The organism is Nesterenkonia lacusekhoensis (assembly GCF_017876395.1).
Lineage (GTDB): Bacteria > Actinomycetota > Actinomycetes > Actinomycetales > Micrococcaceae > Nesterenkonia > Nesterenkonia lacusekhoensis.
Window position 1 is genome coordinate 1234551 of the sequence record NZ_JAGINX010000001.1, and the last position, 24794, is coordinate 1259344.

General features: G+C 66.4%; 23 protein-coding genes and 1 tRNA gene. 13 read left to right on the top strand and 11 right to left on the bottom strand.

Annotated elements, in window-relative coordinates; genetic code table 11:
- Positions 1-54 precede the first annotated feature (54 nt).
- Positions 55-444: a heavy metal-responsive transcriptional regulator gene (locus JOF45_RS05885; protein ID WP_042529932.1), complete on the bottom strand. Its 390-nt coding sequence runs from the start codon at positions 442-444 to the stop codon at positions 55-57.
- A gap of 106 nt (positions 445-550) precedes the next feature.
- On the opposite strand from JOF45_RS05885, the gene merA reads away from it, so the two are divergent.
- Positions 551-1975 carry a mercury(II) reductase gene (gene merA / locus JOF45_RS05890; protein ID WP_210048482.1) on the top strand — a complete coding sequence of 475 codons (1425 nt, stop codon included), beginning with the start codon at positions 551-553 and terminating at the stop codon, positions 1973-1975.
- 49 nt (positions 1976-2024) lie between these two features.
- On the top strand, positions 2025-2327 hold the full coding sequence (locus JOF45_RS05895) for a hypothetical protein (RefSeq protein WP_210048483.1): 303 nt from the start codon (positions 2025-2027) through the stop codon (positions 2325-2327).
- 18 nt (positions 2328-2345) lie between these two features.
- Here JOF45_RS05895 and JOF45_RS05900 read toward each other — a convergent pair whose 3' ends face one another.
- Complete coding sequence (locus JOF45_RS05900) at positions 2346-3233, bottom strand: ABC-2 transporter permease (protein WP_378579351.1); 888 nt, start codon at positions 3231-3233, stop codon at positions 2346-2348.
- An 815-nt stretch (positions 3234-4048) separates the two neighbouring features.
- Between JOF45_RS05900 and JOF45_RS05910 the strand changes: the two genes are divergently transcribed.
- Positions 4049-4255: a hypothetical protein gene (locus JOF45_RS05910; RefSeq protein ID WP_210048484.1), complete on the top strand. Its 207-nt coding sequence runs from the start codon at positions 4049-4051 to the stop codon at positions 4253-4255.
- A 44-nt stretch (positions 4256-4299) separates the two neighbouring features.
- Here JOF45_RS05910 and JOF45_RS05915 read toward each other — a convergent pair whose 3' ends face one another.
- From JOF45_RS05915 to mptB (JOF45_RS05935), 5 genes are all read right to left on the bottom strand, one after another.
- Positions 4300-5460, bottom strand: coding sequence for a tyrosine-type recombinase/integrase (locus tag JOF45_RS05915; protein ID WP_210048485.1), 1161 nt, complete (start codon positions 5458-5460; stop codon positions 4300-4302).
- A gap of 224 nt (positions 5461-5684) precedes the next feature.
- A complete protein-coding gene (locus JOF45_RS05920; protein WP_210048486.1) occupies positions 5685-6668 on the bottom strand; it encodes an AEC family transporter in 984 nt (327 codons plus the stop codon).
- The gene (locus JOF45_RS05925) at positions 6662-8041 is read right to left on the bottom strand and encodes a glycosyltransferase family 87 protein (protein WP_210048487.1); all 1380 of its coding nucleotides are present in this window, start codon (positions 8039-8041) and stop codon (positions 6662-6664) included. Before JOF45_RS05925 ends, JOF45_RS05920 begins: the two co-directional genes overlap by 7 nt.
- Positions 8038-9684 carry a polyprenol phosphomannose-dependent alpha 1,6 mannosyltransferase MptB gene (mptB, locus tag JOF45_RS05930; RefSeq protein WP_210048488.1) on the bottom strand — a complete coding sequence of 549 codons (1647 nt, stop codon included), beginning with the start codon at positions 9682-9684 and terminating at the stop codon, positions 8038-8040. Before mptB (JOF45_RS05930) ends, JOF45_RS05925 begins: the two co-directional genes overlap by 4 nt.
- Positions 9653-11335 (bottom strand): polyprenol phosphomannose-dependent alpha 1,6 mannosyltransferase MptB, encoded by a 1683-nt coding sequence (gene mptB / locus JOF45_RS05935; RefSeq protein ID WP_245324150.1) that lies wholly within the window; start codon positions 11333-11335, stop codon positions 9653-9655. Before mptB (JOF45_RS05935) ends, mptB (JOF45_RS05930) begins: the two co-directional genes overlap by 32 nt.
- Before the next feature lie 136 nt (positions 11336-11471).
- Here mptB (JOF45_RS05935) and orn point away from each other — a divergent pair, with 136 nt between their 5' ends.
- The 4 genes from orn to JOF45_RS05955 all read left to right on the top strand — a co-directional run bounded on the left by orn (position 11472) and on the right by JOF45_RS05955 (position 13256).
- Positions 11472-11999, top strand: coding sequence for an oligoribonuclease (orn, locus tag JOF45_RS05940; RefSeq protein WP_210051337.1), 528 nt, complete (start codon positions 11472-11474; stop codon positions 11997-11999).
- A gap of 78 nt (positions 12000-12077) precedes the next feature.
- Positions 12078-12150: transfer RNA gene (locus JOF45_RS05945), tRNA-His, on the top strand.
- A gap of 285 nt (positions 12151-12435) precedes the next feature.
- A complete protein-coding gene (locus tag JOF45_RS05950; protein ID WP_210048490.1) occupies positions 12436-13029 on the top strand; it encodes a hypothetical protein in 594 nt (197 codons plus the stop codon).
- Positions 13026-13256: a helix-turn-helix domain-containing protein gene (locus JOF45_RS05955; RefSeq protein ID WP_210048491.1), complete on the top strand. Its 231-nt coding sequence runs from the start codon at positions 13026-13028 to the stop codon at positions 13254-13256. The genes JOF45_RS05950 and JOF45_RS05955 overlap by 4 nt, the downstream gene beginning before the upstream one ends.
- Before the next feature lie 210 nt (positions 13257-13466).
- Here the strand turns inward: JOF45_RS05955 and JOF45_RS05960 are convergent, their stop codons facing one another.
- Positions 13467-13742, bottom strand: a complete 276-nt coding sequence (locus tag JOF45_RS05960; RefSeq protein ID WP_210048492.1) for a YrhK family protein — start codon at positions 13740-13742, stop codon at positions 13467-13469.
- A 78-nt stretch (positions 13743-13820) separates the two neighbouring features.
- Between JOF45_RS05960 and JOF45_RS05965 the strand changes: the two genes are divergently transcribed.
- Positions 13821-14234: an ASCH domain-containing protein gene (locus tag JOF45_RS05965; protein WP_210048493.1), complete on the top strand. Its 414-nt coding sequence runs from the start codon at positions 13821-13823 to the stop codon at positions 14232-14234.
- A gap of 29 nt (positions 14235-14263) precedes the next feature.
- Here the strand turns inward: JOF45_RS05965 and JOF45_RS05970 are convergent, their stop codons facing one another.
- The 3 genes from JOF45_RS05970 to JOF45_RS05975 form a co-directional block, all read right to left on the bottom strand.
- Complete coding sequence (locus JOF45_RS05970; RefSeq protein ID WP_245324151.1) at positions 14264-14812, bottom strand: SDR family NAD(P)-dependent oxidoreductase; 549 nt, start codon at positions 14810-14812, stop codon at positions 14264-14266.
- A complete protein-coding gene (locus JOF45_RS13280) occupies positions 14757-14927 on the bottom strand; it encodes an SDR family NAD(P)-dependent oxidoreductase (RefSeq protein ID WP_245324152.1) in 171 nt (56 codons plus the stop codon). Before JOF45_RS13280 ends, JOF45_RS05970 begins: the two co-directional genes overlap by 56 nt.
- A 75-nt stretch (positions 14928-15002) precedes the next feature.
- Positions 15003-16022 carry a zinc-binding dehydrogenase gene (locus tag JOF45_RS05975; protein ID WP_210048494.1) on the bottom strand — a complete coding sequence of 340 codons (1020 nt, stop codon included), beginning with the start codon at positions 16020-16022 and terminating at the stop codon, positions 15003-15005.
- A 334-nt stretch (positions 16023-16356) separates the two neighbouring features.
- On the opposite strand from JOF45_RS05975, the gene JOF45_RS05980 reads away from it, so the two are divergent.
- From JOF45_RS05980 to scpC, 5 genes are all read left to right on the top strand, one after another.
- Complete coding sequence (locus tag JOF45_RS05980) at positions 16357-17616, top strand: DEAD/DEAH box helicase (RefSeq protein WP_378579361.1); 1260 nt, start codon at positions 16357-16359, stop codon at positions 17614-17616.
- A gap of 62 nt (positions 17617-17678) precedes the next feature.
- Positions 17679-19460, top strand: a complete 1782-nt coding sequence (locus JOF45_RS05985; RefSeq protein WP_210048495.1) for an AMP-binding protein — start codon at positions 17679-17681, stop codon at positions 19458-19460.
- Between the two features lie 105 nt (positions 19461-19565).
- Complete coding sequence (locus tag JOF45_RS05990) at positions 19566-19865, top strand: DUF6504 family protein (protein ID WP_210048497.1); 300 nt, start codon at positions 19566-19568, stop codon at positions 19863-19865.
- A 6-nt stretch (positions 19866-19871) separates the two neighbouring features.
- Entirely contained in the window at positions 19872-23228 is a 3357-nt protein-coding gene (locus JOF45_RS05995; RefSeq protein WP_210048499.1) for a DNA polymerase III subunit alpha, read from the top strand.
- Positions 23229-23286: 58 nt separating this feature from the next.
- Positions 23287-24792, top strand: a complete 1506-nt coding sequence (gene scpC / locus JOF45_RS06000; protein ID WP_210048500.1) for a succinyl-CoA:acetate CoA-transferase ScpC — start codon at positions 23287-23289, stop codon at positions 24790-24792.
- Positions 24793-24794: the final 2 nt, after the last annotated feature.

The window sequence follows — 24794 nt, forward strand, 5'->3', positions numbered from 1 at the left end:
GTTGCGGTAGCGCATGTTCGTGTTATGGCTCTCGTTTTCTCGGTCCGCGTCCCTCTACAGGTACCGGCAGACCTGGTCTGGGCTGCATGTGTCGGGGTCCGGGTGCGCGGCGTCGTGCCGGAGGTCGGCGATGGTGCCGTGCAGGGCGGTGAGCTGGGCGATCTGCTGCTCGATCTCGGCCAGGCGCGCGTCGAGGAGGTCTCGCACGTGCTCGCAGGGCGCGTGGCCGCTGTCGCGGATGTCGAGGATTTGGCGGATCTGGGCGAGGGTGAGGCCTGCGGCCTGGCCACGGTGAACGAAGTCGATCCGGGCGACGGCGTCGGGCGCGTAGTCGCGGTACCCGGATGGCGTCCGGTCGGCCGGGGGCAGCAGTCCCTGCTCTTCGTAGAACCGGAGCGTCTTCGAGGTGGTGCCCGCGCGTTCGGCGAGTTCTCCGATGCGCATTGCGGCCTCCGATCATTCGGCAGGGGCCACGCTTGACCTTCCCCTGCACTGGAAGGTCCAGTATGGCTGAAACGGAACAGAAGTCCAAGCCTTGACGGGAGCAGCGATGCCTACGAAGTACGATCTCGCCATCATCGGATCGGGCGGCGGAGCGTTCGCCGCCGCGATTCGCGCGACCATGCTCGGGAAGTCGGTGGTGATGATCGAGCGTGGCACGCTCGGCGGCACCTGCGTGAACACGGGCTGCGTGCCGTCGAAGGCCCTCATCGCCGCCGCCGATGCACGGCACGTCGCCGCCGACGCCGCCGACCGGTTCCCGGGGATCGCGACGACGGCAGGCCCAGTGGACATGCCCGCGCTGATCGCCGGGAAGCAGGCGTTGGTCGAGACGATGCGGGGCGAGAAGTACGCCGACGTCGCCGATTCATACGGGTGGCACGTCCGGCGGGGAGACGCCGGGTTCGCGGGCACCCCGGACGCGCCGGTGTTGGAGGTCACCGCCGCAGACGGAGCGGTCGAGACGATCGAGGCCGAGCACTACCTGGTCGCCGCCGGTGCGCGGCCGTGGGCTCCGCCGATCGACGGCCTGGACGAGGCCGGGTACCTGACCTCGACCACGGCGATGGACCTGACCGAGGTCCCCGAGTCGATGCTGGTGCTCGGCGGCGGCTACGTTGCCCTGGAGCAGGCGCAGCTGTTCGCCCGCCTCGGCTCCCAGGTCACCGTGCTGGTGCGGTCCCGGCTCGCGTCGAAGGAGGAGCCGGAGGTGTCCCGGACACTGCAGGAGGTGTTCGCCGACGAGGGCATCCGGGTGGTCCGCCGCGCGGTGCCGACCCGGGTGTCCCGGGACGCGGCGACCGGGCAGGTCGTGGTTACCGCGGACGTGTCCGGCGGCTCGCAGGAGTTCCGCGCCGACCAGGTGCTCGTCGCCCTCGGACGCCGTCCCGTCACCGACGGCTTGAACCTCGATGCGGTCGGGGTGAAGACCGGGGACTCCGGCGAGGTGGTCGTCTCCGACCCTCTGCAGTCGTCGAACCCGCGGATCTGGGCCGCGGGCGACGTGACCGGGCACCCGGAGTTCGTCTACGTCGCGGCCCACCACGGCACCCTCGTTGCCGAGAACGCGTTCGCCGACGCCGACCGGTCCGTCGACTACTCCCATCTGCCGCGGGTGACGTTCACCGGACCGGCGATCGGCGCGGTCGGGATGACCGAGAAGGAGGTCGTCGCCGCGGGGATCCGCTGCGACTGCCGCGTGCTGCCCCTGGAGTATGTGCCCCGGGCGGTGATCAACCGCGACACCCGCGGGTTCATCAAGATCGTCGTGAACGCCGATACGAGCGAGATCCTCGGCCTCACCGCCGTCGCCAAGGACGCCGGGGAACTCGCCGCCGCAGGCGTCCACGTGCTCGGCAAGACCATCGCCGAAGTCGCCGACGCCTGGGCCCCCTACCTGACCATGACCGAAGGCATCCGGATCGCCGCGAAGTCCTTCACCACCGACCCGTCACTGCTCTCGTGCTGCGCATGAACGGCAACGCATGCAATCGGGGAGATCTCATCCGGAAGAGGTGCAGACGATGAGCGCCGATCACGACCGCGACGAACGGCGCGCCGGTCTCATCGTCGCCGCAGGGACCGGGCTGCTCCTACTGGCATGCTGCGCGCTTCCGTTGCTGCTCTGCTGCGGCCTGCCGCTCATCGCGGCGGGCGGAGCACTCGCAGGCGTCGGAGGGCTCCTCGGCAATCCCTGGATCATCGGTGCCGGGATCGCCGTCGCGATGGCCGTCACGGCCGGGATGCTCGTCAGGCTACGGCGGTGGCACCGAGGCCGCAGGACTGGCTGCTGCGAAAATCCTTCGACTGCTGATCGGAACCGGTAGCTCGATCGGATCCAGCCATCACCGCCAACGGGGCCACCTCGGCATCCCGCGGCCCTTCCAGGTCTCCACGAGACCGGCGACCCAGCGGACGGACGCGAAGAGTCCGTAGCCGGCCCCGGCGAGGCCCATGGAGACCACGAGCCAGCGACCGATCCCGAGCCACACGCTCCCGTCCACGTCGAGGGCCCACTGAGCGCCCGTGATAAGCCCGGCGACGGCCATCCAAACACCCGCGACGATCACTGCGACCGGCAGCAGCGCGAGGCACATCGACGCGGCGACAGACCAAAGCTGACGGGCCTCCAGCTTGGCCGTTGTGGCGATGATCTTTTCGGCCCGCTCGTTCGCGGCGTCAATCTTGGCTGTTGCCACGGCCCCGGCGTCGGCAGCGGCCCTCTCGATCGACTGCACAGCCTGATCCCGGGCCGTGCTGATCGCGCTCGTCGCCTCGGCGCTGGCTTGGGTGATCGACTCCCGCCAGGCCTTCTGCGCACCGTTCGCGGCCCGCTCGAACTTAGCCCGGCTCTCATCGAGATGCTTGGCGGCAGCCTCGGACTTAGAGGCTGAGCCCTTCAGACTCTCCCCGTTGAGGTTCACGCTCATACCCGCGAGAGTGGACGCGATTCTGGCGAGCAGTTCGCTGTTCTCGTTCGACTCCGGCGGCGGCGACGTTGAGGTCAGCTGATGCGAGATCGCGGAGAGCTGCTTCTCCTGCTCCTCGCTGTCCACCTTCACGAACCCCGCGAGCTTCTTCTGCTGCTCGGTCAGCGTGGCGATCCTCGTATTCTGCGCCTCGACGGCGGCGAGGATCGAGGTCAACAGCTCCATCGTCTCCGGACTGCCGAGCGGTTGCGGCGACTGCACGGGCCCGTTCTGCTGCTTCAGCCTGTCGAGTGCTGCGCTCATGTTCCTGCTCCTTCTGCTGCTGGTGGTAGTCGAAGAACGCCTGCGCGCCCTCCGGGGTGAAGTCCGCCGAGAGTGCGCTCGTGCGCTTGCGGCGCTCGGCACGCCCGGACTCGCCGCGGCGGTCCTCGATGTAGAGCGTCCAGGTCTCCTGCCCGGCGCGTTTGCCCTTCTTGCTGACGGGGCTGTGCAGCCGCATCCGTGGCACCCGATCCCCGTCATCACCGAGCTGCTGGTTCTGCTCCTCGATCACCGAGACCAGACCGGCCTTGTCCACCGCGCGGGGATCGGCCAGCGCCGCACTCATCCGGTCGCCCATCTCGCGGTCGAGCGACCCCTCGGCGAAGTCTTCGCGGCGCAGCTCCCAGTCCTTCGGCGCGTGCTCCAGCCGCTTCACGACCGAGAGCCCGTGCTCGCGCATCAGCTCGTCGTTCGCCGACTGCACGCCCTTCTGATTCCCGGCCTTGCGGTCGTGGAACGTGCGATAGTCCGAGAGCGCCTTTCCCGTGCGGTTGTTGTGATTAAGAACCAAAATATGGTTGTGCGGCTTCTTTCCCCGCCCATCCACATGACTGACGACGAGGCAGTCGGAATCCGGGTGCAAGGGTGCGCTTCACCGCCACGATCCAGTCTGGCGATGACTTCGGGTTCGGGTTCTATAAACGCCCGGGCAGAGCCGAGTTGCTTCAGCGCCCCGAGCGAGCCGATCGATCGGCGACATGCGCGAGCGACCGGGGTCCCACATCTGCTGACAGATGCCGGACACTGTGGGAATGTCAGACCGGACGCAGTCACTGAACAAGGACAAAAGACATTCCATGAACGCCATCAAGAAGGCCCTGACCACCCCGAAGTTCTGGATCATCGCGGTGTCGCTGACACTGCTGGTGATGGCCACGGCCGCCGCTGAGCCGTTCAGTCTGTTCGCCTGGGTCTCCTGGACCGCTCTGCTGGCCGCCATCGTCGCAGTCGCCTACGATTCCGCGGTGCCGACGCAATCGCAGCATCCCGCAGGCACCCCCTAAGGCCCAGCTGGGCGCCAGCGGTCTTCACCGCAGGAGAGGCAGCATCACTCCCCAGTGGCCACCACCGGGCTCTTCATCGTGATCAGCTGTCCGATGGCATCGGTGTGGTCAATCGTCGCCAGGTTCGGCGCGACGTAGAACTTCTCGGTGATGTACTCCTTACTGTGCCCGCCCTGGGCAGCTGCAGCCGCAAGACCATGCTCGCGTTCGATGGCGGTCAGCACTGTCTTGCGTAGGCTGTGCGAGCGGAAGCCTCCCTGCCAGATGTGCTGCAGGTGAGGCGCTGGACTCATGGCCCACTTAACAGACCGCTCGATCTGGGAGAGGTAGTACGGATTGCCCGCACTGGTGTGGAAGACGTATTCGGACTCCACGATCTGGCTAGTCATCCGTCGCATCAATAGGGTGACCGCAAAGTCCGGCAGCGCGATGCGCAGACTCTTTCGATTCTTCGTCGGCCCGATAGCCATGCCCTTGCCCGGCACGTAGCCAGTTGAGGAGTCAATCATCACCCACGCCACGTCGTCTTCAAGATGAACCTTGTCCCAGGTCAGTGCCAGGACCTCACCGATGCGGCATCCGGTTGCCAGCATGAGATCGAGGATATCTAGGATCGGAGTCCTCCACCGGGTGGGGTGATCGCACCAAGCACGGAAGACTTCGCGGATGGCACCAAGCTCTTCAGGCTCGACGACCTTCGGTGGGGGCGAGGTGTATTCGATCTTGTCCGTCTCCCGCCCCATGTTGAACGGGAGGAGCTCGTGGGAGACAGCGTAGGCACACAGTCTCGACATGATCGTCTGCGCCCTGCGGGCGGTGGCCATCAACGATCCGTCCTTGCCTGGGATCGACCAGAGCATCTCGTTGAGCATCCCCACAGTGATCTGATCCATCGCCCATTCCCCAGCTCGGGGAAGGACATGGTTGTTCACGACGAGTCGGTCGTCATAGATGCTACGCATCGTCGGCTTGCCAGTTCTCTCACTACGTCGCTCCAGATGCTCGAACCATTGGTCGAAGACCGCAGACAACGTGATGCTCTCAGTACCCAACCGCCCGTTGATGATCTGCTTCGACAAGCGGTGCCATTTGTCGTTCAGAGCCGTCTCAGCGCGGCTCTTGCTCTTGGCCCGAGCGGTCAGTTCACGCTTGACCCCTTTGACGTCACGGTAGGAGGCTTTGGCCTTCCAGGTGCCGTCTTCCATCTTCTGGTGTGTGGTCTTCCCACGTTCACCAATCTTCAGGCGCGGTCGTGGCATGTCGATACCCCCTGTGCTGCGAGTCGTCGGAACACGTGCATAGTGTCCGGCACTCGTGCAAAAGGCTGACGAAAAACGGTCGTAAAACGGTCGCGAGGTTCTCAGCAGTCCTGTCGGTGCCGCTCTCTAGACCACTCCGAGAGGCCGGACCAGCAACCACCATCAACCGCCTAGATCCGCATAAACTCGGCGATCAGAGGCAGCGTGATCAGGCTCAGTCCGGTGCTTGTCACCAAGATCGCCGCAGCCAATCTGCCGTCGCCGTCATACTCCTCACTGAACAGGAAGACCGTGGTGGAGGAAGGTGTGGCGGCCAGGATGATCAGGGTGCCAGCCCAGACCGGGCCCAGCTGATCGTAGAAGACCAGCACGGCAGCCCAGGTCAGCAGCGGAAGGATCAGCAGCTTCACGGCGGTTCCCACGGCGATCGGAGCGATGGGCACTCCCCCACTGCGGATCCCCTCGATGGCCGGATGCAGCGCCAGACCCACGCAGAACAGGGCCAGCGGCACCGCAGTGTCTCCCAACATCTCCGCCGGCTCGTCGACGAGGGAAGGCATGCGCCGGTCTGTCAGCACCAGGATCAGTGCCAGCAGCATCGCGGAGAAGACCGGATTGAACAGGATGGCGCGGCGCATCACCGGCCAGAGCTGCCGCCGGGCCACGCTGCGGAAGCCGCGCGGCTGCTCGGCGGAGCAGTTCCGGGTGTTCGCCGCAGTGCGCACCAGCGGATAGCCGTTCATATAGAAGGCGTTGTGGATCATATGGATCACCCCGGCGGCCAGACCAGCTTCCGGGCCGATCACGCTGATCGAGATCGGGATGCCGAAATAGCCCACATTGCCGAAGGTTCCGGCCAACGACGCCGGCGCCGCACCACGCCGGGCCTGCTCACCCAACACCCGGCACAGGTAGTACAGCCCCACCGACAGCGCCGGAGTGATCAGCAGCGGTATCACCAGGGCAGCCAGCGGAAAGCCCTCCAGCGGCGGCGCGGTAACCATCGCCGTATAGATGAAGGCCGGCAGCGCGAAATAGAACAGGAAGGCGTTCAGATGTGAGGTCGCCTGGCGGAACCGACTGATGAAGCCGGCGGCGAAGCCCGCCACGATCACCACGAACATGGGGGCGATGGTGCTCAGCATGGTCACCATGTCAGGTGTCTGCTCCTCTCTGGGCCGTGCTGCGCCTGATCGGCGGCTCCCAGCCCGGGCAGAGTGAATCGGTCTGTGCGTCCGGCCAACACGCCGGCGAGCGGATCGGGGCCTACGGCGTCGAGCTCAGGGTGAAGGATCTCTCGGACCACCTGGACCATCAGCCAGATCAGCACAGCCATATGGGCGATGACACCTGTGCCGTAGAGGACTTCGAAGAGCAGGTGGCCGCTGCCGAAGAACTGCTCACCTGCGCCCGCAAGCTCCTCCGCGTTGATCTTGGCGCTGATCAGCCACACCGAGGCCCAATGGAAGACCTCCACCGCCTGCCAGACGAGGAATCCGCGGACCTTGGGGCGTGCCAACACCACCAGGGGGATCAGCCACATCACGAACTGCGGAGAGTAGACCTTCCCCAGCAGCAGGAAGCTGGCCACGATCAGGAAGCACAGCTGCGCCATCCGCGGACGCTGAGGGGCGGCCCACCCCAGGTATGCGATGGCCAGGCAGCACAGCAGGAAGATCCCGTTGGACAGCAGCGAGAAGGTCTGCCCGTCCCAGCCGGTCCAGACGAAGGCCAGCCACATGGAGGAGAAGCTGACCTCGCGTTCGGAGGAGAAGGTGTAGAACAGCGACCATTGCTCGAAGGACATCAGCATGAACGGCACATTCACCGCCAACCAGGTGACCGCTCCGGCGGCGGCCACCGTGACGAAGGAGCGGATCCGACCGGCACGGATGCAGAGCACCAGGACCGCGCCCAGGAAGAACAGCGGATAGAGCTTCATCGCCGCGCCGAGCCCCAGCAGCACGCCGGCCCAGGCCGGACGGGACCGTCCCCAGAGCAGCAGGCCCAGTCCACCCAGGAAGACGGCCCACATGTCCCAGTTCACCGAGAGGGTGAGGATGATCCCGGGGGCCAGAGCCACCAGCAGGGCGTCCGAGCGTCGCCGCCCTGCAGAGGCTGCCGTCACCAGGACCACGCCGACCCAGCACAGGATGACCAGGGCATGGTTCAGGTCGTAGAAGACCAGGATTCGATCATCCGCGGCCAGGTCCTGGGGCACCAGCGCAGCCAGAGCGCCGGCGACCAGCGCGATGAGTACGGGATACTCCATCATCTGCCCTTCAGCGGGCTCCGTGAAGAAGGGCATGGCGCCTTCGGCCAGGCCCCGCTGGGTGAAGAGCAGAGAGAAGTCGGAATAGCACATGTAGAGGTGCTGCTCGGGATCGCTCCAGCCGTTGATCCGGCACCACTGCATGGCCAGCACCGAGAGCGCGGCACCCAGCACAGTCGCGGCCAGCAGGATCCAGGTCAGCCGGCGCGACGAGACGCCGCCCAGCCGCTGGACGAAGACGGTGAGGGCGCTCATCTGCGGCCTCTCAGCAGCGTCCAGCCTTCATCGGCGTTCCAACGGGCAGAGCGACGGCGCATACGGAACAGCTCCGAAGTGTGGGGGTCGAAGACGATGATATAGAGCAGATAGGCCACAGCCACCGCCATCGCGATGGACTGGACCACCAGAGTGTCGATCCACTGGGCCACGGAGAGCTGTCCGACCATGGAGAGCAGCACCAGCACGGTGATCAGCAGGATCACCCACATCAGCAGCCGCCCCCGATAGACGTGCACCACTGCGAAGAGCGGAAGCAGCCAGAGCAGATACCAGGGCTGCAGCACAGTGGAGCTGATCACCACCACGGCCAGCCCGTAGCCGGACCACAGCACCAGATTGTTCCGCGGCGAGTCTCCCAGCGGCAGCCGCAGCAGCATCACCGTCAGCACGACGGCGGCGGCCAACCGGGCCAGCAGATGGACCCCTCCGGCGATCAGATCAGGATCTGCCCCGATGATCCAGGCGAAGAACATACCGGCTCCGGTGCCCAGCAGACCCACCGGGGCGATGGGTTCGATGGCCGAACCGGCGGACAGAGCAGAGGGCAGCCAACCCAGCCCGATGCCCAGGGCGTAGCCGGCCAGGATGAGGGCACCTCCGCCCAGCAGCCCGGCGATGCCCCATTCGCGCAGCCGCAGCAGGTAGTGCTTGGTGCTCTCCAGGCTGAGCAGCACGGCAAAGGGCACGATGACCATGGCGATCGGTTTGATGGCCACGGCCGCGACCAGCAGCAGCAGAGCGACCAGGCGCTTCTTCTGCAGCGCGTACCAGCAGCCGGCCATCATCAGCCCGATCATCAGGGAGTCGTTGTGGGCCGCCGGCAGGAAGACCAACAGGCTCAGCGGATTGAGCAGACAGATCCACAGCGCCCATGAAGGCTCGGAGCCGAAGGCCCGCGCCAATCGAGGGAGGAAGGCCAGCATCAGCAGCACTCCCACCACACTGAGCAGTCGGAACAGTGCGACGGCGACCTCGGGGATCCCTTCGGAGAGATACCAGAAGGACTGGCTGATCATCAGAAAGAGGGGCCCATAGGGCGAGGGCGATTCCGCCCAGAGCCCGTCCGCCCCGGCCATGAACCAGCCCGGCAGCTCAGAGACCCCGGTCTCATAGGGGTTCTCCCCCAGGAAGAGCAGCCGCCCCTGGGCCAGATAGGAATAGACATCTCGGGAGAAAATCGGAATGGTCAGCAGCAGCGGCCCACCCCACATGGCGGCGGCCCGGTACATGACCCCGGTCGCCTCCGCCGACCACTGCCCCACGCGCTGAGCCAGGCGCAGCCAGGAACGCAGCAGGAGCAGGGCACCGAAGGTCAGCAGCACAGTGCAGGTGACCACGCCCGCCGTCGTCGAGCGCAGCGGCAGCAGCCACGGGTGAAGAGCCAGCAGCGAGGTCGGTGACATCGCCAGCCACCCCACGCCCCATGAGCCGACCATGATCATCAGGGCGGCGAGCATGCCCTGACGCAGGGTGTGGGAGACATCGGACTCCGCCCCGCCGAAGAGCCAGCGGGTGGCCCGGTGCCGTCCTAGAACGTTGCGGGTGCGCTCCACGCCCCGGGTGATCGGGTTCCGGGGCCGGGGGGCCTCAGGCTGTGGGATGTCGGACTCCTCGGTCACGGATCTCACCTCCTGGGAGGATCAGTCGGCGGCTGCTGCGCCGCACCAGCAGCACGGTCAGGGCCATCACAGAGACTGCTGCCGAGACCAGCGCCATGGCAGTGCTCGGGGCGAGTGCGCCGAACTCCAGGAACTGCCAGATCTGAAGCTGATCGGCCGCCCCGAAGGCGAGGAAGAAGGCAGTGATCAGGACGATGCCGACGAAGCCGCGGCCTTCGCCTCCTCGCAGCACTGCGATGAGCGGCAGCAGCCAGAGCAGATACCAGGGCTGGATGACCGGCGAGAGCAGCACCAGAGCGGAGAAGGCCCAGGTCATCCGCAGGACGAGGGCCCGCAGCTGTGCGTCCGCACCGGTGTTGGAGGCTGCTGCCTCGGCAGAGCAGGACGCCGGTGCGGATGCGGAGGCCGGTGCGGCGGAACCCGCAGCACGCAGCGGCAGCATCATGAGCACCAGCACGATCACCACGGAGAGCGCCCGGCCGACCACACGCAGCACATCCAGGGTCCATCCGTGATCCGCCCCAGCCAGGATGAGGGCCCCTGTCAGCAGAGCATCGGCCAGGCCGACCGGAGACCAGAGCATGCTGCCGGTCCCGGTCCCGCTGAGCACCTCCAGCCAACCGAAGCCGTAGGCGTCACCGCCGGCCACGCTGATCAGTCCGACGCCGAGCATCACCGCGGCAGCGATCAGCAGAGTCCACGCCCAGTGGCGCAGTCGCCGCATCCAGCCCAGCGAGATCCCTTCACCGCGCAGTCCGGCCCAGGCCCACAGCAGCCCGATGAAGGGCAGCAGCACCATCGTGATCGGTTTGATGCCGATGGAGAGGGTCACCAGCAGCACAGCCAGCACACCCCGACCACGCTGACGCTCCGCTGTGGCCGCCAGGTAGATCCCCGCCAGGGCGAAGCCGATCATCAGGGAATCGTTATGCACGCTGGAGATGAAGCTGATGATCAGCAGGGGGTTGGCAGCTGTCAGCCACTGGGCACGTGCCGGATCAGCGCCCAGCAGCCGGGCCAGCCTGGGCACATAGATCATCATCAGGACGAGACCGGCCGCACAGGCCAGGCGGAAGAGGAACACCGCCAGATCCGGCTGATCAGCGCTGACCCGCATCACGGCGGCCTCCAGCCACAGGAACAGCGGGCCGTAGGGCGTCGCGTCTTCGGCCCAGACGATGTCTGTGCCCAGCTGAAACCAGTTCTCCAGTGTGGAGACTCCGGTGGTGTAGGGATCTTCCCCCTGGAGCACCAGCCGGCCCTGGTTGAGGTAGGCGAAGACATCCCGGGAGAAGATCGGCAGCACGAACAGCTGCGGAATCATCCATGCCGCCGCAGTCCGGCTGATGCTGCGCAGCGGCTGTTCGCCGGTGTGCAGAACCTCGCGCAGGCGCAGCCAGGCGTGGAACATGAGCCAGCAGCCCAGTGTCAGGGCGACGGTGGAGACGACGACGCCGGTCGGCGTCGTGCGCAGCGGCAGGAGCAGGTCCCAGCGGCTGAGCGGAGAGATGCTGACCAACCAGCCGACGCCGTAGGAGCCGATGAGGATCAGCGCCGAGCCCAGAAGGCCCTCAGCCAGCGGGCTGAAGTGAGGAAGCCTGATCTGTGGAGCACGAAGCCCGGAACGCCCGGCGTCTGCCACAGATGTCATCGACGATAATCTACCACTGCGGATCTCACCGCTGAGCAGGCCGGGCGCCCCAGGACCGGGGCCAGGGCAGGGTTGTAGAGTGTCTGGCGTGAGTGCAGAAGCAGAGCAGAAGAGCACAGGATCCTGGGAAGGCCGCATGGTCTGGATCGACTGCGAGATGACCGGCCTGGACCCGGACCAGGACGTGCTGATCGAGGTGGCCGCCCTGGTCACCGACAGTGATCTGAACATCCTGGGCGAGGGTGTCCAAGCGGTGATCCGCCCGGAACCGGCCTCAGCCTTGGACCGGATGCAGAAGATCGTCCGAGAGATGCACACCGACTCCGGGCTGCTGGAGGACCTGGATCAGGGAGTCTCGCTGCAGGAGGCGGAGAAGCGGGTGCTCGACTACGTGAAGAAGTGGGTCCCGGAAGCCAAGAAGGCCCCCCTGGCCGGCAACTCCGTCCACGCCGACAAGGCGTTCCTGCGGCTGGGCATGCCGGAGCTGATGAACCACCTGCACTACCGGATCATCGATGTCTCCACCATCAAGGAACTCGCCGGACGCTGGTATCCCGAGGCGCGCACCTCCGCCCCGGAGAAGACCGGAAATCACCGGGCGCTGGGCGATATCCGCGATTCCATCGAGGAGCTCAAGCACTATCGACAGGCCGTCTTCCGCTGATTTCGTTCTCAGCGCCGGATAGGTGTAGACTAATCGGCGTTGCTTTTCGGCCGTTCAGCCGGAGAGCTCATGAATATGGTGGGTGTAGCTCAGCTGGTAGAGCATCGCGTTGTGGTCGCGAGGGTCGCGGGTTCAAGCCCCGTCACTCACCCCGATAGAAGGGCCTCTGATCTGGAGTTTTCCAGGCAGGGGCCCTTTTTCTTGGCGTGAAACCCCCGTGATGACCCCGAGGGTGCGCCACGCAGAAGCTGGCCATGAGCGGACCGAGACCACCGCAGCCGGGAAACAGGACCGCAGCAAGAATCCTCACCGGAGTCGTGGGCGAGCACCTCAGCCGTCGGCCTCCTGGTCCCCTGCGCTGGGGCCATTTGACGCCTCTGACTGCCAGCCATATTATCGTTATTCGATAACATCGATATTCGATATGGGAGACGAGATGCCCACCAAGAACCGCATGGCCCAGGTATCCAACTTCACGGGCGGCATCTTCTGCGTCGGTGCGGCGTTCGCGGCACTCGAGTGGTTCAATCCCCTGTGGACCCTGATCAATGACCAGCGCATGACCGTCACGGTGCAACCCACTGCCGCCGAGGCGCCGATCGACGATGCCGTCACGGTTCAAGACGCCTCATTGACCGCATTGGTCGATGCCGCGCAGATGAGTGCAGGGTGGGTCACGCTGTATGCGCTCAGCATCACTGTGCTGGCAGTTGGAATCGCAGCGCTGATCATCGGATATGCAAGCTTCATCCTGGCCGTCGGACGGGAGTCTGAAGCGGCCTCCAGGCGTTGGCACCTGACCATATCCGCCTGTGGTCTGCTGGCTGCCGTCGCCGTCACCGCCGGAAGCTGGGGGCTCTCCTGGGTGGAGAGGCATATCCTTCACCACCTCGATCTGCCCAGCACTGGTTATGAGGCCTCCGGACAGTCACCCTTCATTCTGTTGATCGCCGCCTCGGTACTGATCCTCATTGGGCTGCTGAGTTCTCGGACTCGGGACCTGGAAGAGGACACGACGGGGCTCGTATGACTCCCACGCCAGAATCCAGCCACCGCATCCGCTGCCACCTTGGGCAGCTTCTGGAGGCCAACGGCATGACGATGACCGAACTCTCCCAGCGGACGGGCATCACGATGGCCAACTTGTCGATCCTGAAGAACAACAAAGCTAAGGCCGCACGCTTCTCCAGCCTCACCGCAATCTGCGACGCGTTGGGTTGCACCCCCGGCGAGCTGTTCACGATCGACCGGAGGTGACTGACCTGGCGACTCCCCGGCTGTGATGAAGAGCCTCAGACCACCATGATCCGGCGGTCTGAGAGGGACTGTCACCGAAGGAGGAGGCAGAAAGGGCTGAAGAGATTGACCCCGTGACATTCGAGGAGAAGCTGCTCACCCCGACCCAGACCCGGAGGGCCTGGATGCGAACAGCACCAGTCTCAGCCGCGCCCTGGTGTCTCGCTGCGCTCAGAAGTCCCGTGCGGTTTCGCCGGCGGTCTGCCCGATACGGGTGATGTGTATACGCCGAGCCAGTCGGATGACCGGCCGGATGAGCAGCTGGACACTTCCGATCAGGAAGAGCCAGGTGCCGGCCGTGGTGGTGCTGGTGCTGAAGAAGAGGACGCTGCCCACGATGAACCACACAGCGATGAGAAGGTCATTGATGATGCTGACAGTCTCGTACCGACCTCGGATCACGAGCTCTTCATGTCCGATGTGGATGCTGAGGTCTTTTGAACTCATCTGGCCACTGTAGCTTTTGAGCGATCTCCCGCGAGCGCGGGGCGAACAGCGACTCATCTCGTCTATAGGATGGAGCCCATGTCAGACGAGATCGATTCCCTGCCTCCGCTGATCCTCGGGGATGCCGAACTGCAGGACCAGCTGGTGGCCGCTGTGCTCTCCGGGGCGAAGACAGCGACCTCCAGTCTGCACCGCAGCTATGTGGCCGACGACCAGCCGCTCCCTCAGCCGGGTCGACAGCGGCTGCTGGCCCGGGATGGTTCTGTGGCCGGAGTCGTGGAGATCACCGACGTCCAGATCATGCCGATCAGCGAGATCACCGATGAGATCGCCCATGCCGAAGGCGAAGGATTCGTCGACGTCGCCGCCTGGCGCCGCGCCCATGAACAGTTCTGGGGACAGGTCGGCGAGAGCGCCGGAGGCTCGCTTCCCGAGGACGAGCTGATCGTCGTCGAGCGCCTCCGGCTGCTCCCGCCGGCACAGACCGCCTGAGCGGCGGTGTCCTCACAGCAGGGCGCAGCTCAGTAGGGCTGCTGCTCCAGCTCGGTGGCATAGACGCGGAACTCAGAACGCTGCGCGTGCATCTGCCACAGCTTCTCGGCGAGGACCTCCGGGTCCTTCTGCTCGTCACCAGGGATGATCGCACCCGGGATGATGAGCTGACCCACATAGATCGGTTCATCCTTCATCGCCTGGTCGAGCATCTCCGCATAGGCGGTCTCCCCTGCGAAGCCGATGGAGGTCCCGGCGAAGTGCTGGACCGGCTGGACGGCAGAGCCGCCGTTGACGAAGAGCACCGAGCCGCGTTTCAGGAACCGCATGCCCTGCAGCACCTGATGCACTGCGGCCACCGGCCCATAGACGGAGAACTCCACAGCGGCCTTGATATCGGTCACTGTGGATTCCAACAGGGGACGCAGAAATTCCTTCTGCGGCAGCGGGTTATAGCTGAGCACCTCGATATGACCCAGCTCCTGGCCGGCCCTGTCCAATGCGGCGATCAGGCTCTCCGGCTCACGCACATTGGCGGCATAGCCCTTCCTCCGCCGCCAGGTCAGCGGCCAGGGCATCCAGACGCTCCTGATTCCGGGAGATCAGCGCCAGGCTGAACCCTTCGCGGCCGAAACGACGCGCCAGTGCTTCACCGAGGTTACGGCCGGCTCCGATGATTGCGATCGTGGTCATCACGATCCCCTTCCTTTCAGAATTTCACTGCCTGATCTGGTTATCCACGACGGCGGCTGCGCCCGCCGCCGGCTCTCATGGGGTGACCAGCACCTTCAGAGATTCGCGCTGATCCATCGCCCGGTAGCCTTCCGGAGTCTCCTCCAAGCTGATGCTGCGGTCGAAGACCTTGCCGGGCTCCACACTGCCGTCCAGCACGCCGGGCAGCAGCTGTTCCACGTAGGTGCTGGTGGGCGCCGGGCCTCCGGTCAGGGTGACGTTGGGGCCGAACAGGCTGGTGAAGCCCACCGAGGCCTGGTCGTACTGCGGCACGCCCACGCGGCTGATCACGCCGCCGGGACGCACCACGCCGACGGACTGCTCATAGGCGGGCATATGACCCACTGCCTCCAGCACCGCGTGGGTGCCCAGACCGCCGGTCAGTTCGCGGACTCTCTCGATGCCCTCCTGACCGCGCTCGGCGACGACGTCGGTGGCGCCGAACTCGCGGCCCAGATCCGTCCGGGCCTGGTGACGGCCCATCAGGATGATCTGCTCGGCTCCCAGCTGCCGTGCCGAGAGCACGGCCAGCAGTCCCACGGCGCCGTCGCCGATCACCGTGACGCTGGTCGAGGGGTTGACGCCTGCCTTGACCGCAGCGTGCCAGCCGGTGCCGTAGACATCGGCCAGGGTCAGAAGCGAAGGGAGCAGCGCCTCGTCGACGTCGTGAGGCAGCTTGGTGAGGTTGTAGTCGGCGAACGGTGCGCGGATGGCCTCCGACTGCGCCGAGGTGAAGAAGCCGCCCCGGGGGCAGGAGGTGGGCAGGCCCTCGCGGCAGAGCACACAGCTTCCGCAGCCGTAGGCGAAGGGCGCGACCACCAGATCACCCTTCTTCAGCTCAGAGACCTCCGAGCCGACCTCCTCCACCGTGCCGAGGAACTCATGGCCCATGAAGGCCGGTTCGGAATCAGCCTTGGAGTGATAAGGGTGCAGGTCAGATCCGCAGATACAGGTGCGGACCACCCGCACCACGGCATCGGTGGGATCCTGCAGGGCGGCGTCGGGGGCGTCTTCCACCCGGACATCGCCGGCGGTGTACATCATGGTGGCTCGCATCAGGAGCTCCTCCTCGTTTCAGGCAGGTGGATGAGGGTCCGTCAGCTGACAGCTCCCATGCCCTACACCCTATTCCCACCCGATGCCGTAGACTCGAGGACTGGACGTTCCGCTGAACCCTGTTCCGGCAGGCCGCTGCGGAGCTTCTGCGTCGTAAGAACGCCTCATTCCTACAGGCCTCTCAACCAGCCTGTCATCAGCAGTGATCTTCTCGCGGCGAACCGAGTGCACCCTCCGGTGCGTTCGCCACCCTGCCGGACGCGGCGGCACAGAGAGACCTGCCGCCGCTGAGCCCGGCACCTTCTGAAAGGCTCATGCCATCTCTGAAACACCTGTGACCTTCGTCGACCTCAACGTCCCCGCACCCTTGGTGCAGGCCCTGGCCGCCGACGGCAAGCTCCTCGCCTTCCCCATCCAGCAGCAGACCCTGCCGGACACCCTCACCGGCCGCGATGTCCTCGGCCGGGGCAAGACCGGTTCCGGCAAGACCCTGGCCTTCTCCATCCCGGTGGTCGCCACCCTGGGAGAGGACGACGCCGCAGCCTCACGCCGCCCCGGACGCCCCACCGCACTGGTGCTGGCGCCCACCCGCGAACTGGCCACCCAGATCAACACCGTGCTCGAGCCGCTCGCCGCGGCCTACGGCCTGCGGACCACCACGATCTTCGGCGGCGTCAGCGCCAAACACCAGATCAACGCGCTCAACTCCGGCGTCGACATCGTGGTGGCCTGCCCGGGCCGCCTGGAGGACCTGCTGCAGCAGGGGGCGCTGACTCTGGACGACGTGCGCATCACCGTGCTGGACGAGGCCGACCATATGGCCGACCTGGGCTTCCTGCCCGGAGTGACCCGTATCCTGGCCAAGACCCCGGCCGAAGGTCAGCGCCTGTTCTTCTCCGCCACCCTGGACAACGGTGTGGACAAACTGGTCAAGCGCTTCCTGAAGGACGAGCTGCTGCATTCAGTGGATGAGGCCACCTCCCATGTGGCGGCCATGACCCACCACGTCTTCGAAGCCCACCCGGAGGGCAAGAAGGAGCTGGTGAGGACTTTGGCCTCCGGTCAGGGACGACGCATCCTGTTCACCCGCACCAAGCACCAAGCACGCAAGCTGGCCAAACAGCTGACCACCCAGGGGATCCCGGCAGTGGACCTGCACGGCAACCTCTCGCAGAACGCCCGGGACCGGAACCTCGCGGCCTTCGGCGGCGGAGATGTGAACGTTCTGGTCGCCACTGACGTCGCGGCCCGCGGCGTACACGTCGACTCCGTGGAACTGGTGGTCCATGTGGACCCACCGGCCGAGCACAAGGCCTACCTGCACCGCTCAGGGCGCACCGCCCGGGCGGGAAGCGCCGGCGATGTGGTCACCGTGATGCTGCCTGAGCAGCGCAAGGACACCCAGGCCCTGCTGCGCAAGGCGGAGATCAAGGTCTCCCCCATCCAGGTCACCGAAGACTCTCCCGAGGTGAGCGCGCTGGTGGGCACTCCGGCTCCCTATGTGCAGCCGCCGGCACCGCCGCAGCCGCAGAAGTCGCAGGGCTCCCAGAAGTCTCAGAATCCGAACCGCCGACGCCCGCGACGCCGCCGCTGAACCGCCGCGGCGTACTGTATGGGAGAGAACCATCGCATCCAGTACGCAGGGGGACCCGAAGGATGAGCAGCTCAGAGCCGGAACAGACCCAGGCGTTCCGAGCAGCCCGGGACCGGCTGGTCGCATACCAGCAGGACTACGAACAGGCCCGCGAGCAGTTCGAGTGGCCTCGCTTCGAGGAGTTCAACTTCGCTCTGGACTGGTTCGACCGCATCGCTGCCTCCCCGGAGCGCGCTGAGCAGGACGCGCTGATCATCGCCGAGGCCGACGGCTCCGTGCTGCGCCGCAGCTTCGCGGAGCTCTCCGAAGCCTCGGACCGGGTGGCCAACTGGCTGCGCGAACAGGGCATGCGCCGCGGGGACCGGATGATCCTGATGCTGGGCAACCAGATCGAGCTCTGGGAGCTCATGCTGGCCGGGATCAAACTGGGCGCGGTGCTCATCCCCACCGCCGTCCAGATGGGCCCGGCCGACCTGCAGGACCGGGCCACCCGCGGCCAGGCCACCTGGGCGGCCGCCGGCACCGAGGACCTGCAGAAGTTCTCCGAGGTTTCCGGTGAGCTCAACCTGATCCACGTCCCCGGCTTCTACACCCCGCAGATCCCGGACCCCGAGATCAGCGGGCACCTGGTGCTGCACTATCCGCAGGCCTACCAGGCGGCGTCGGGCTTCACTCCGGATGCGCCCACGGCCGCCGACGAGACGCTGCTGCTCTACTTCACCTCCGGCACCACCTCCCTGCCCAAGCTGGTGGAGCACACCCACACCTCCTACCCGGTGGGGCACCTGACCACGATGTACTGGATCGGCATCCAGCCCGGCGACGTCCATCTCAATGTGGCCGGGCCGGGATGGGGCAAGCACGCCTGGTCCAACTTCTTCGCGCCGTGGATCGCGGAGGCGACGATCTTCGTCTACAACTATCAGCGCTTCGACGCCTATGCCCTGATGGACCAGATGCAGACTCACGGGGTCACCAGCTTCTGCGCGCCGCCCACGGTCTGGCGGATGCTCATCCAGGCCGACCTCAGCCGGCTGAGCACCCCGCCGCGGGTGACCGTCTCCGCCGGAGAACCGCTCAACGCGGAGGTCATCGAACAGGTCCGCCGAGCCTGGGGCAGCACCATCCGTGACGGCTTCGGCCAGACGGAGTCCACCCTGCAGGTGGCCAACACTCCGGGACTGCCGGTCACCCCCGGCTCCATGGGCCGTCCGCTTCCCGGCTTCGACGTGGTGCTGCTGGACCCCCAGACCGGTGAGGAGGCCCCTGTCCGGGACGGACTCCAGGAGGGAGAGCTCTGCCTGCGGGCCGAACAGACCGGACCGAACCGGCCGGTGGGCCTGCTGAAGTCCTACTACGGCGACGAACAGCGCACTGCGGAGGTCTTCCGCGGCGGCGTGTACCACACCGGAGATGTGGTCCGACGCGACGCGGAGGGCGTGCTGACCTACGTGGGCCGCTCCGATGACGTCTTCAAAGCCAGCGACTACCGGATCTCGCCCTTCGAGCTGGAGTCGGTGCTGGTGGAGCACCCCGCAGTGGCCGAGGCTGCAGTGGTCCCCTCCCCCGATCCGCTGCGTCTGGCCGTTCCCAAGGCCTTCGTGGTGCTGGCCTCCGGCGTGGAATGGGACGAGAAGACCGCCGCCGCCATCCTGCAGCACTGCCGTGATGCTGTGCCGCCGTTCAAACGCATCCGGCGCATCGAACTGGCCGATCTGCCCAAGACCATCTCCGGAAAGATCCGCCGAGTGGAGCTGCGTGAGCTCGAGGCCTCACGCCCCGAGGCAGCGACGACTTCGGCTCCCTTGGAGTTCCGTGAAGCTGACCTGGAGCTGAGCCGCTGAGCCTCTGCCCTCCGGAGTGATCCGGGCCGCTGTCACTTGGCCGTGTCAGAGGCCGGTCGTACACTCGATATTCGAACACGTATTCGAATAGACGGAGGGTGACCGATGAGTGCAGATCCAGCGGCCCAGGAGGAGATGGCCACAGTCTGGGCCGATGAGGCCGGCGTACCGCTGCGCCTGGTCTGGTCCGGGAGGCGGTTCACCGTCACCGGCCAGCCGATCCAATGGTTCGACCGCCGGCCCTGGTGGACCACCGCCGGACGCGCCCCGGCAGGACAGGCCGCCGATGTGCTGGAACAGCCGATGTGGCAGGTCCGCGCCCAGGCCCACGACGGACAGATCCTGATCTTCGACCTGATCGCCTCCTCCGGCATGCAGTGGCCGATCACCGGAATCTACGACTGAGGCGCGATGGCCAGCTTCACCCATCTCCACGTCACCAGCGCCTTCTCCGCCCACCACGGCACCACCCGCCCGGAGGCTCTGGTCGACGCCGCCCACGCGGCTGACCAGCACAGCGCAGCCATCACCGATCGCGACGGCCTCTACGGAGCAGTCCGCCACATCCGCGCCTGCCTGGCCGCCGGGATCCGCCCCATCGTGGGCGCCGGGCTGCAGGTCCGCGAAGGCTCTGCGCAGTCCGAGATCACGGTGCTGGCCCATGGCAGCACCGGCGGAGCCGGATGGGCCGGACTGACCCGGCTGATCTCCTCAGCCCACGCGCCCAAGCGTGGGGCGCGCCGGAAGGCCCACGGCAGCGTGCACCGCCCGGCGTGGATCGAACGGAGCCGACCCGCGGTCTTCCTCCAGGCGGAGCAGGGCCCCACAGCCACTGTCATGCTCGGCCCGGAGTCCGACGTGGGGCAGGCTGTGCTGGCCGAGGATCCGCGCCGAGCCGCCACTCTGCTGGAGGACTGGCGGCAGCGGCTCCCCGGCGGCGTCGTGCTGGAGATCGTGGTCCACCACACCCGTCCCGGTACCCCGTTCAGCCTGCAGCACGCCGCGCAGATGCTTGCCCTGGCAGAGCACAGCGGCACCCCGGCGGTGCTCACCAACGCGGTGCGCTATCTGAAGCCCGACGACGCCGTCACCGCCGACGTCCTCGACTCGGCCGCACACCTGCTGCCGCTGGGCAGCTTTCCCGGCCAGCCCAATGCCCAAGCCTGGCTCAAACCCGCCGAGGAGATGCACCGGATCGCCTACCGCGTGGCCGAACAGGCCGATCTCCCCACAGCCGCCGCCGTCGCCATGCTGGAGCACACCGAGCAGCTGGCCGAACGCTGCCAGCTGGACCCGGAGACCGACCTGCAGTGGCGCCGCCCCAAAGTCCCGGAGCTGGAGGCGCTGGGCATCGACGGGGACCCGGCCGCGGCCCTGCGCCAGCAGTGCGAGGTGGGCCTGTCCCTGCGCTACCCGTGGGCCTCCGGAGACCAGCTCCGCGATATCCGGGACCGCCTCCACCAGGAGCTGCAGACCATCGACCACTTCGGCTACAACACCTATTTCCTCACAGTGGCCGATGTGGTGGAGATGATCCGCGGCAGAGACGTACGGGTCCAGGCCCGGGGCTCCGGCGCCGGCAGCCTGGTCAACCACCTGCTGGGCATCTCGACTGTGGACCCGCTGGAGCACGACCTGCTCTTCGAACGGTTCCTGGGCCGAGCGCGCACCACACTGCCGGACATCGATGTGGACATCGAGTCCGCCCGTCGGCATGAGATCTACCAGGCGATCTTCGAGCGCTACGGACACCACCGAGTGACCCTGCTGTCCATGCAGAACCGTTACCGGGCCCGTGGAGCGGCCCGCGACGCCGGTCTGGCCCTGGGACTGAGCGAGGAGCGCATCGACCAGATCGCTGAGAGCCTCTGGCGCTTCGACGCCGCCGACTTCCGGAAAGTCCTGCGTTCCAAGCCGGAGCTCCGGGAAGTCGCGGAGCTGGTGGACACCGAGCCCCAGGTGGACCTGCTGGTGGACCTCACCGAGCGTCTGGACCGGCTCCCCCGACATATCTCCATGCACTCCTGCGGCGTCATCCTGGGCGATTCCGAACTGCTCTCGCTGACCCCCACCCAGCCCTCAGGGATGGGCCTGCCGATGTCCCAGTTCGACAAGGACGACATCGACGACCTCGGCCTGCTCAAGCTCGATGTGCTCGGAGTGCGCATGCAGTCGGCCATGGCCTACGCGGTCCGAGAGGTCGCCCGGGTCAACGGGCCCCACGCCGCTCAGGAGGGAGGCCTGCCCGAGGACACCCCCTACGTCTCCCCGGAGGGTCGGATCGACCTGGATGCGGTGCCCACTGATGACGAGGCCACCTATGCGGCCATCCGCACCACGCACACGTTGGGGATGTTCCAGATCGAGTCCCCCGGGCAGCGCGAGCTGATCGGCAAGCTCCAACCCACCGAATACAGCGACCTGATCGCTGACATCTCCCTCTTCCGGCCCGGCCCGATGAAGGCGAATATGGTGGGCCCCTTCACCGAGCGCAAGCACGGCTTCCAACGGGTGGACTATCTGCATCCGCGCTTCGCCCCCTTCCTCCAGGACTCCTACGGCGTCGTGGTCTATCACGAACATGTGCTGCGGATCCTCTCCGACTGCATGGATGTGGACCTGGCCTACGCCGACGAGCTCCGACGCCGGCTGCAGCGCGACCCGGAGGAGGTGGAGGCAGAGTTCCGCCGGAATACTGCGGCGGCCGGGCGCTTCACCGCAGAGGAGACGGAGACCATCTGGGAGGCGATGAAGGGGTTCGGAAGCTTCGGCTTCTGCAAGGCCCACGGTGCGGCCTTCGCCCTGCCCACCTATCAGAGCGCCTGGCTGAAGACGCACTACCCGGTGGAGTTCCTCTGTGCCCTGTTCGAACATGACCCGGGGATGTACCCGCGCCGGCTGCTGATGGCCGAGGCACGACGGATCGGCATTCCGCTGCTGCCGGTGGACGCCAACTCCTCCGGCCGGGAGTACCGCGTAGAGCGGGTCTCCGCCGAGGAGAAAGGGATCCGCCTGGCCCTGCGCGATGTTCGGGGCATCACCGAGGCTGAGCTGGACCGCATCGTCGCCGGACAGCCCTATTCCTCCATCTCCGAGCTGCGTCATCGGGCGGAGCCCTCCCGTCCGCTGCTGATGCGCCTGGCCTCCATCGGCGCACTGGACTCGCTGGCCGCCGGCCAGGAGCAGCGAGCCAGCCGCGGCGGGCTGATCGCCTATGTCCGTCAGCTGACCGCCCGACCGCGACGGCCTCAGGCCACGGATGACCAGCAGCAGAGCCTCTTCGATGAGCAGCTGCTGATCAGTTCGGAAGCACCGGACCCTTCCCCGGAGGAACAGCTCGAGGCCGAGCTGGAGGTCCTCTCCTCCGAGGTGGACGGCCATATCCTCGACCCCTACCGTCCGATGCTCGAAGAGCTCGGCGTCGTCGCCGCCGAGGATCTTCTGAGCCTGCGCAACAGCTCCGAAGTTCTGGTGGCAGGGGCCCGAGTGGCCACCCAGACGCCGCCGATGCGCTCCGGGGACCGCACGGTGTTCATCAGCCTGGACGACGGCACCGGCTGTGTGGACACCACCTTCTTCGACGATGCCCAGCAGCAGGTCGGTCCGCTGCTCTTCGGCACTCGGCTGATGATCATCCGCGGACGGACCCGACGGACCGGAGCGCGCGGCATGACCATCCAGGCCGACGAGGCATGGGACCTCCGACAGATGTGGAACGAATGGCGCAGGACCAGACACCCGGCTTCATCTGAACCTCAGCGAGGCTGAGATCACATACCCTGATACCCGGTCGGAATCCACACACTCGAGGAAGCGTCCCCACTCCATGTCTCGCATCACCTGCCCCGTCCTGAGCAGCAAGATCACCTCAGCCTCCGAGGCGGCCTCACACATCCATGACGGTGACCGCGTCGGCATGAGCGGCTTCACCGGAGCCGGCTATCCCAAGGCCGTCCCCGGCGCCCTCGCCGAACGGGCCCAGGACTCCCACCAACGGGGCGAGGAGTTCGGCATCGAGCTCTGGACCGGCGCTTCCACCGCACCGGAGCTGGACGGCGTGCTCGCTGAGGCCGGCGCCCTGCGCAAGCGTCTTCCCTTCCAGTCGGACCCGACGCTGCGCAGGTCGATCAACTCCGGCTCCACCGAATACATCGACACCCACCTGAGCCACTCGGCCCAGCAGGCATGGTTCGGCTTCTACGGCAACCTCGATGTGGCAGTGGTCGAAGTCGCCGCCGTGCTGCCCAACGGACTGCTGGTCCCCGGCAGCTCGGTGGGCAACGCCAAGACGTGGCTGGACCTCGCCGATAAGGTGATCATCGAGGTCAACGACTGGCATCCGCGTGCCTATGAGGGCTTCCACGACGTCTACTACGGCACCCGCCTTCCTCCCGAGCGTCGCCCTCTGCAGCTGCTGGATCCCCTCCAGCGCATCGGAGACCCCTACCTCCGCGTGGATCCGGAGAAGGTCGTGGCCATCGTGGAGACCGAGGCTCCCGACCGCAACCTGCCGTTCAAAGATGCCGATGAGAGCTCCAAGGCCATGGCCGATCACGTGGTGGACTTCCTGCGCCACGAGATCGACCACGACCGCCTGCCGGAGAACCTGCTGCCGTTGCAGTCCGGCGTAGGCAATGTGGCCAATGCTGTGATGTCCAACCTGGCCCACAGCGAGTTCGAGAACCTCACCGCCTACACCGAGGTCATCCAGGACGGCATGCTGGACCTGATCGACACCGGGAAGCTGACCGCAGTCTCGGCGACCAGCTTCTCACTCTCAGCCGAGCGGGCCGCCGACTTCAACGAGAACATCGAGAGCTATAAGGGCCGCATCCTGCTGCGCACCCAAGAGATCTCGAACCATCCGGAGGCCATCCGCCGCCTGGGTCTGATCGCCATCAACGGCATGGTCGAAGCCGATATCTACGGCAACGTGAACTCCACCCACGTGATGGGCAGCTCGATCATCAACGGCATCGGCGGCTCCGGCGACTTCGCTCGCAACGCCTACCTGAACTTCTTCGTCTCCCCCTCGGTGGCCAAGGACGGCGCGATCTCCTCCATCGTGCCCTTCGCCAGCCACATCGACCACACCGAGCACGACACCCAGATCCTCGTCACCGAACAGGGCCTGGCCGACCTGCGCGGGCTCTCCCCCACAGCTCGGGCGAAGAAGATCATCCACAGCTGCGCCCACCCCGACTACCGGGACCGCCTGCAGGACTACTTCGACCGTGCCGCGGCGGCCAACCCGAACGGACGGCACACTCCGCACCTGCTGCGCGAGGCGCTGTCCTGGCACGAGAACTTCCAGGACAACGGGCAGATGTGAGC